Origin of the sequence: Fluviibacterium sp. S390, from assembly GCF_049800695.1 — a bacterium.
In the GTDB taxonomy this organism is placed as follows: domain Bacteria; phylum Pseudomonadota; class Alphaproteobacteria; order Rhodobacterales; family Rhodobacteraceae; genus Meridianimarinicoccus.
In genome coordinates this window covers 114,855-122,666 of the sequence record NZ_JBNAFN010000010.1, presented here as the reverse complement: position 1 = coordinate 122,666, position 7,812 = coordinate 114,855, and the positions used below count along the sequence as shown (strand labels likewise).

6 protein-coding genes are annotated in these 7,812 nt (G+C 65.6%); 4 read left to right on the top strand and 2 right to left on the bottom strand.

What is annotated here, in order from left to right; genetic code table 11:
* Window positions 1–126 precede the first annotated feature (126 nt).
* A complete protein-coding gene (locus ACP15K_RS10210; protein ID WP_424990446.1) occupies window positions 127–558 on the top strand; it encodes a tripartite tricarboxylate transporter TctB family protein in 432 nt (143 codons plus the stop codon).
* Between the two features lie 10 nt (window positions 559–568).
* Complete coding sequence (locus tag ACP15K_RS10205; protein WP_193143022.1) at window positions 569–2,107, top strand: tripartite tricarboxylate transporter permease; 1,539 nt, start codon at window positions 569–571, stop codon at window positions 2,105–2,107.
* Between the two features lie 73 nt (window positions 2,108–2,180).
* Here ACP15K_RS10205 and ACP15K_RS10200 read toward each other — a convergent pair whose 3' ends face one another.
* Window positions 2,181–4,145: an acyltransferase family protein gene (locus ACP15K_RS10200; protein WP_424990445.1), complete on the bottom strand. Its 1,965-nt coding sequence runs from the start codon at window positions 4,143–4,145 to the stop codon at window positions 2,181–2,183.
* 135 nt (window positions 4,146–4,280) lie between these two features.
* Window positions 4,281–4,985 (bottom strand): DnaA N-terminal domain-containing protein, encoded by a 705-nt coding sequence (locus ACP15K_RS10195; RefSeq protein ID WP_193143020.1) that lies wholly within the window; start codon window positions 4,983–4,985, stop codon window positions 4,281–4,283.
* A gap of 387 nt (window positions 4,986–5,372) precedes the next feature.
* Here ACP15K_RS10195 and ACP15K_RS10190 point away from each other — a divergent pair, with 387 nt between their 5' ends.
* Together ACP15K_RS10190 and ACP15K_RS10185 are read left to right on the top strand one after the other, a co-directional pair.
* Window positions 5,373–6,689, top strand: a complete 1,317-nt coding sequence (locus ACP15K_RS10190) for an AAA family ATPase (protein WP_424990444.1) — start codon at window positions 5,373–5,375, stop codon at window positions 6,687–6,689.
* Entirely contained in the window at window positions 6,689–7,801 is a 1,113-nt protein-coding gene (locus ACP15K_RS10185) for a ParB/RepB/Spo0J family partition protein (protein ID WP_424990443.1), read from the top strand. The genes ACP15K_RS10190 and ACP15K_RS10185 overlap by 1 nt, the downstream gene beginning before the upstream one ends.
* Window positions 7,802–7,812 lie beyond the last annotated feature (11 nt).

The following is a 7,812-nucleotide window of genomic DNA, read 5'->3' as shown; positions in this document are numbered from 1 at the left end:
TCGCCCCAAAAACCCGTCCGGCGCCGCCGCCCCCCCCCCCGGCGGGGCCCCCCCCGCCCCGCGCCCCCCGGCCCCCCTGCTGCCCAGCTGCCCCCCATCCTGCCCTGCCCCGAAAAGGAGATCCCCATGAGTGATCGCATCTTCGGCGTGGTCGGCCTGCTTATCGCGATCGGCTTTGCCCTGGCCGCCTTCGCGATCGAAGAGAGCTTTCTGTCCGACGCCGTCGGTCCCAAAGCCTTCCCGCTGATCATCGCCACCGTGCTCGGTCTCAGCTCGATCGTCATCGCGCTGAAGCCCGACCCCGAACCCGAATGGCCCGCCCTGCCCCGACTGGCCGAAGTTCTGGCCGCCGTCGTCGTCATGATCCTGTACGCCGAACTGCTGCCCGAGATCGGCTTCGTCATCGCCACCGCCTTTGCCGCCACCTACCTGACCTGGCGGCTCGGCTCCGGCCTGATCGCCTCGGTCGTGACCGGGATCGGCACCTCGCTGGGCATCTACGTCATCTTCCACATGGTGCTCGGCCTGTCGCTGGCCCGCGGCCCGCTGGGGTTCTGAGAGGTACGTCATGGACACACTTGCATCCCTTGCCGACGGTTTTGCCATCGCACTGACGTGGCAGAACATCCTGCTGGCCCTTCTGGGCTGTTTCCTGGGCACCATCATGGGCGCGCTGCCGGGGCTTGGCCCCTCCAACGGCGTCGCCATCCTGATCCCGCTCGCCTTCACCCTCGGCCTTGGCGCGACGCCCTCGCTGATCCTGCTGACCTCGGTCTATTACGGCGCCATGTACGGCGGCCGGATCTCGTCGATCCTGCTCAACATTCCCGGCGATGAACCGGCGATGATGACCTGTCTGGACGGCCACCCGATGGCCAGGAAGGGCATGGCCGGTCAGGCGCTGTCGCTTTCTGGCATCGCGTCTTTCGTCGGTGCCTTCTTTGCCACCTGGGGGCTGATCTTCCTGGCGCCGCAGCTGGTCAAGATCGCCCTGCTGTTCGGCCCGGCGGAATATTTCGCCCTGTTCGCGCTGGCCTTCATGACGCTGGGCGGCGTGTCCTCGACCAACCAGGCGAAATCGGCCTTTGCCGCCGCGCTTGGCCTTGGCCTTGCGATGGTCGGCGTCGATACCCAGACCGGCGTGCCGCGCTTCACCTTCGGCGAAGTGCACCTGTATGACGGGCTGGATTTTCTGGTGGCCATCGTCGGCCTGTTCGCCCTGTCCGAGGTCTTCATCTTCCTCGAAAAACGCCACGGCGAGGCCGATGCCTCGGCCCCGGTGAAGATCGGCCGCCTGACGCCGCCGATGAAGATGCTCAAGGACACCGCCCCGACCATGGCGCGCTCCACCGTGCTGGGCTTCCTGGCGGGCGTGCTGCCGGGGGCCGGTGCCTCGCTGGGCTCCTTCATCTCCTACTCGCTGGAAAAGCGGCTGGTGGACAAGGACGGCAAGACCTTCGGCAAGGGCGATCCGCGCGGCGTGGCCGCGCCCGAGGCCGGCAACAATGCCGCCGCCGGTGGCGCGCTGGTGCCGATGCTGGCTCTGGGCGTTCCGGGCTCGGGCACCACGGCGGTGCTGCTGGCGGTGCTGCTGGCGCTGAACATCACCCCCGGCCCGCTGCTGTTCACCCAGAACCCCGATGTGGTCTGGGGCCTGATCGCGGCGCTGTTCATCGCCAACTTCATGCTGCTGGCCATGAACATCCCCATGGTGGGCCTGTTCACCCGCGTGCTGATGGTGCCACCGCGCATCCTGATGCCGGTGGTGGCCATGGTGTCCTTCGTCGGCATCTACGGCATTTCGGGGTCGTCCTTCGACCTTGTGGTGATGATCGGCTTCGGGGTCATGGGCTGGGTTCTGCGCAAGCTTGACGTGCCGCTGGTTCCGATCATCCTCGGCACGCTGTTGGGCAACTCGATGGAGAACAACCTGCGCCGCGCCATCACCATCGACAACGGCGACTGGTGGACCCTGATCGACAGCCCGCTGTCCATCGGCCTGTGGCTGTTCGCCACCATCGGCTTCATCCTGCCCCTCATCGTCGGCCGCAAGGTGAAATCGAAGATGCACGAGCGCCGCGACGAGGAAGGGTCGATCTCGGACTGACCCCCCTCCCCTGCCCTGCCTGACAGGCCCGGCCGTTTCGCGACGGCCGGGCCTTTTCATGTCCCGCGCGGGGTCACGAGCCGTCCGGCGCGGCCTCCAGCAGCCGTTCCGGCAGGCGGAACCGGGTGCCGAAATAACGCTCGCCCGCCGCACTGAAATGATCGCCGCTGGACCAGTAGATCACGTCGCAACTCATCAGGTCCTCGGGGAAGGAAAATGCCGCCAGCCGGTTCTGCGACAGGTATTCGATCTGTGTTCCCGCCAGCCGCGCCTCGATCTCGGCCTCCAGCCGGTCGAACACCGCGCGCTGGTTGTCACGCAGCGCATAGGGATAAGTGCAACCCGCCCGCAGGATCATCCGCGCCGGGAAATGCGGCTCCAGCCGCGGGCCGAACCAGACCAGCCGGGTGCGCGCCGCCACCTGCTCCAGATAGGCGATGTTGCGGTCGATCCAGTCTGTGTTGGGGATAAAGTCCGGCACCGGCACATCGATGGGCAGATCCGCCAGCATCCCGCGCTGGCCGTGGTCATAGCCCTCGCCCTGCATCAGGTAGAACCCGGCCTGCTCGAAGATCACCAGCTTGAACAGCTCCGGCTGCGCCTCCAGCAGGGCCAGAAACTCCTTGAACCGGCAGAAATGGCGCGGCGTGTGCGGGCGGCAGCCGCCCTCGGCGAAACTGGCGACGAAGGGCGCGCCGGTGGTGGTCTCGATGGCGTTGAACAGGTCCATCCCGTGGCTGTCGCCCAGAATCGCCACCCCCGGCCCGTGAAGATCGAAACAGGCCTGCAGTTGCGGATCTGTGGGTTCGGGCCGCGCCACATGGAACAGGCAATCTTTGGCGTCGCGGTCGGGGGATTCCTTCTCGACGGCCTCGATCAGGCGATAATTGGCCACCAGATCGGGCGGCGACAGCCGCATCCACAGATCGCGCCAGCCGCCCGTGGCCACCCCCGCCTGCCCCGCCAGCAGCAGCGCCGCCAGGCCCAGGGCCGACACCCCGAACAGCCGCGACCGCCGCGCCAGCAGGGGCGCGCCGCCATGGCGGAACGGCTGCTCGACAAAACGCCAGCTCAGCGCCGCCAGCACCACCGCCAGCAGGCTCAGCCCCAGCATGACGCCCAGACCGGGCGGGGTGACACTGCCGATGCGGGCAAAGGCAAACAGCGGCTGGTGCCACAGATAGGCGCTATAGCTGATCAGACCCAGCCCGACCACCGGGCGCAAGCTCAGCAGCCGCACGCCCCCCCCGGACCCGCCGCCGAACAGGATCACCACCGCCGTGCCCAGCACCGGCAGCAGCGCGTAGACCGACGGAAACGGCGTGGTCTCGTCAAACAGCGCCACCGCCGCGCCGATCATCGCCAGCCCGACCCAGGGCGCCCAGGGGCTGGCCCGCACCCGTCCGCCCTGCACGGCGAAGGCGCACAAGGCCCCGATGCCAAGTTCCCACGCCCGGCTGGGCAGCAGGAAGAAATTGGCCAGCGGAAAGCGCGGCGCCATCATCTGGCTCAGCACCAGACTGCCCAGAACCACCACCGTCACCGCCGCCACGGCCCCGTGGCGGCCCAGCTTCCAGACCAGCCACAGGAACGGCGGGAACAGGATGTAGAACTGCTCCTCTACCGCCAGGCTCCAGGTGTGCAGCAGGGGCCGCAATTCCGCTGCGGTGTCGAAATAACCGCTGTTCAGCCAGAAGTGGACGTTCGAGAAAAACAGCGCCACCGCGCGCAGGCTGGCGCTGAACTCCGCGATCTCCTGCGGCACCATGATCGTCGCGGCCAATGGCAGACAGCACAGGCAGACGAACACCAGCGCCGGCAGGATGCGCCGCGCCCGCCGCTCGTAGAACCGCACGATCGAAAACCGGTCCCCTTGCAGGTCCTCCAGCAGGATCGAGGTGATGAGAAAGCCCGAGATGACGAAGAATACATCGACCCCGACATAGCCGCCCGCAAATCCCGGAATACCGGCGTGAAACAGGATGACCGGCGCCACCGCCACTGCGCGCAGCCCGTCAATGTCCTTGCGATACCGCATCCAGCCCTGCCCGCGACGGCTGTGGCCACGACTATCGGACCGCGCACGACGCCAAATCGAGAATCAAAAAACAGAAAAACCAATATCACGATTCGGGCGGTATTTGGTTTCCTTCGGCGAACCAAAGGGACGCACTCACCCGGCAATCACGTCCAGCCGTTGCACATCGCCAAACTCGGCCGCCACCGCCTGCATCAACTGGCCCTGCAGATGTACCGTCACATAGTCCCGCACGAAGGGATTGGGCGCCATCACCGTGACGATGCCGCGCTCGGCACTGGCCAGCACAAGACGGCGGAACCAGTTGGCATAGGCTTCCGGCGCCGCCGTGCGCAACCGCGCCTGCACCCGGCCCCAGCGCCCTTGCCCCGGCACATCTTCCCCGCCGAAGCTGACCTGAACCACCTTGGTTTCAGGCGTGGGCGGATCCTCACGCGGCCCCTGCCCCGTCACCTCCTGCATCCGGCCTTCGAAATCCGGGCCGACCTCGGGCCAGATGGTCCGCGAATAGGCGACGATGCCGGGCCGCGACAGGCGATAGCGGCCAACCCGTCCGCGCACCCCGGCCTTCAGCAGGATCAGCAGCCCCATGTCGATCAACCGTTTGACCTCGCGCTTGGCGGTGCGCAGGGTGACGCCCCAGATCCGCGCCATCTCCTCCTGACCGCTGCTCAGCTCGTCCCGCACCCAGTTGTAGCGGGCGGTGACCAGCGCCACGAGCCGCAGCACCGAGGTCTGCTCGGTGACAGACCCTCTCAGCGCCGCAGCACTCAGGGCCGTCAACAGGTCATACTTCATCACTCCGGCCCCAGGGCCGGCGATGCGCTTGGCTTCGAACATGCGCTGCCTCTACACTGCCTCACGGATCAGAGGTCGTTTCTCGCCCCGATTCCATCTGAGACCAGAATAGGCATGAATTCCCGTAATTTGTCAATTCCGCGCGAAATTCGGGATTTCCCGGCAAAACCCTCAAAAGAAAGATTGTTTAGGGATTAAAGGAGAAGGGGGACACCTTGCCTGTCACCCTATTGGCCTGTTGGTGTCACCATATCTTGCCGGATTCCGCCCTGCCTGTCACCAAATCTGCCCAAATCCGCCGCTTTGACCCGCAAACCCCCTTGGCCTGCGGCAATCTCCTGCAATAATTGATCTGCAAATTCCGGTTTTGCCAAAATCAAGAAATCCCGTTATTCAGAAAACAAGACGAAAAAACACGAGGCAGGCCATATGCGAGACCATTCCGATCTCCAATCCATGAACGAACGCAGCCTTGCGCAGCAATCGGCGGTGCGCAAGGCAACCTTCTCCCCGGCCGAGGTGAAATCCCTCCGCCCCTTCTCGATCTGGGAAATTTCCACCTTCATGTTCAATGTCGCCGCCGACACCCTGCGCAAGAAGCTGGCCGACGATCCCTCGCTGCCGCAGGGCCACACCGAGGAAGACGGCCGCCAGCGCTGGTTCTCGCTCGACGAGATCAACGAGCTGCGCCGCCGCGTCCGCTTCCGCGGCAAGACCCTGCTGCCCGACCGTCCCAAGGGCCGGGCGATGCGGGTGGCGGTGTCCAACTTCAAGGGCGGCGTCGGCAAGACCGTGGTCGCCCAGCATCTGGCCAATGCCGCAGCCCTGGACGGCTACCGGGTGCTGGTCATCGACTTCGACCCGCAGGCGACGCTGACCCACTCCATGGGGCTGGTCGAGGTCAAGGAATGGAACACGGTCTGGGGCATCATGTGTCGCGACCTGTGCCGCGAGGCCGACCGCATCGCCGCCAGCTACGACGATCCCGACGACTGCCCCTACCCCGCTTCGGACGAACTGCCCGAGGATGTGCAGTCCATCGGCGCGCAACGGTTTCAGGACTTCATCCAGAAAACCTGCTGGCCGACCATCGACATCATTCCATCGTGCGCCAACGCCGCCTTCGTGGAATTTGCCTCGGCCCAGTACCGCTCGGTCCACAAGGCGTGGAGCTTCTTCGGCTGCGTCGCCCGCTACCTGGACGAGCTTCCCGACGACCAATACGACCTGATCCTCTTCGACTGCCCGCCGGCCATCGGCTACCAGTCGCTCAACGCCGCCTTCGCTGCCGACATCCTCTATATCCCCTCCGGCCCCGGCTACTGGGAATACGACAGCACCACCAGCTATCTGGGCCAGCTTGGCGACGCCATGGCCGACATATCGGAAGGCTTCGGAGACCTGGCCGAGGATGCGGGCATCGCCCTGCCCAAACGGTTCCGCGACATCCGCCTGCTGATGACCCGGTTCGAGGCCGCCAACCCGCTGCACGTCGCCATGATGGGTGCCTTCCAGAATGTCTTTGGCGCCGACGTCTGCCGCCACCCGATCGAGATGACCCGCGCCGTCGAACAGTCCGGCCGCTTCCAGATGTCGGTCTATGAACAGGACTACCGGATGATGACCCGCGACACCTGGAAACGCGCGCGGCAAAGTTTCGACCGTGCCTATGGCGAGTTCAAGGAAAGCCTGCTGGCGGCCTGGCAAGACCAGCCGCAGCCGCAACGGATGCGGGAGGACGCATGATGACCGGCAAGAACAAGTTTGGGTTCGGGACGCTCGACCCATCGCCCTCGCCCCGGCGCGAACGCTCGGTTGGTCCCATGGGCGCGGCGGTGCGCGAGGCCGCCGAAAGCCTGCAACAATCCACCGAGGCCAAGGTCGAACAGCGCCGCCGCAATGCCGCCGATGCCAAGGCGTTCCGGGTTGCGCAGGACGAAGGCCGCATCCTGGTGGACCTGCGCACCACCGAGATCGATACCGACGACCTGCCCCGTGACCGGCTGGAACTGGATCAGGTCGCGGTTTCGGAAGAGATGGAGGAACTCAAGGCCTCGATCCGTGCGCGCGGCCAGCGCGAGCCCATCGAGGTCTATCTCGACGCCCGTGGCCGCTATCAGTTGAAGAAAGGCTGGCGCCGCCTGACCGCCCTGACCCAGCTGTTTCAGGAAACCGGCGACACCGCCTTTCTGACCGTCACCGCGCGCATCGAGGGCACCGATGATGGCACAGCCCCGGACCGCGTGTCGCGCTATGTGGACATGGTGGAAGAAAACGTCATCCGGCAGGATCTGACCTTTGCCGAGATGGCGCAGGTGGCGATCAGTGCCGCCCGCGATCCGCTGGTCGAGGGCGAGGATGCCGAGGCGATGGTGGGCCGGCTCTATGCCTCGCTGCACAAGATGAAACGCTCCTACATCCGCAGTTTCGTGTTCCTGCTGACGGAACTGGACGGGGCCGTGAAATGGCCCAAAGCGATCTCGCGCAACACCGGCGTGGATCTGGCGCGGATGCTGAAGGCGCAGCCGGAACGCACCGGAACCCTGCGGCGGATGCTGGAGGCTTGTGTGTCCGAGGATCAGCAGACCGAGGAAATCGCGGGCTTCCTGAGCTACGGCCAGAAGCTGCGCAAGGACGGTGCAAAGACGGCCGCGCGTCCGCAACGGCGCGAGAAGTATGAACTGGCCATCGGGTCTTTGAAGGTCACCGCGCGGGATGGTGAATGCCGGATTGTCAGCAAGCGCGACTTCACCGTCATTCCCCGCGACCGGCTGGAACGCGCCGTGCGACTGTTCGAAGAGGCGCTGAAGGACACTCCGCCAATCGAGCCGCGCATCAAGCCGCTGGATGTGGAGTAACCCACGGGTTA

Coding starts and splice junctions, on each gene's coding strand:
- ACP15K_RS10185 (WP_424990443.1), top strand. CDS start 6,689: ATGACCGGCAAGAACAAGTTTGGGTTCGGGACGCTCGACCCATCGCCC.
- ACP15K_RS10195 (WP_193143020.1), bottom strand. CDS start 4,985: ATGTTCGAAGCCAAGCGCATCGCCGGCCCTGGGGCCGGAGTGATGAAG.
- ACP15K_RS10205 (WP_193143022.1), top strand. CDS start 569: ATGGACACACTTGCATCCCTTGCCGACGGTTTTGCCATCGCACTGACG.
- ACP15K_RS10210 (WP_424990446.1), top strand. CDS start 127: ATGAGTGATCGCATCTTCGGCGTGGTCGGCCTGCTTATCGCGATCGGC.
- ACP15K_RS10190 (WP_424990444.1), top strand. CDS start 5,373: ATGCGAGACCATTCCGATCTCCAATCCATGAACGAACGCAGCCTTGCG.
- ACP15K_RS10200 (WP_424990445.1), bottom strand. CDS start 4,145: ATGCGGTATCGCAAGGACATTGACGGGCTGCGCGCAGTGGCGGTGGCG.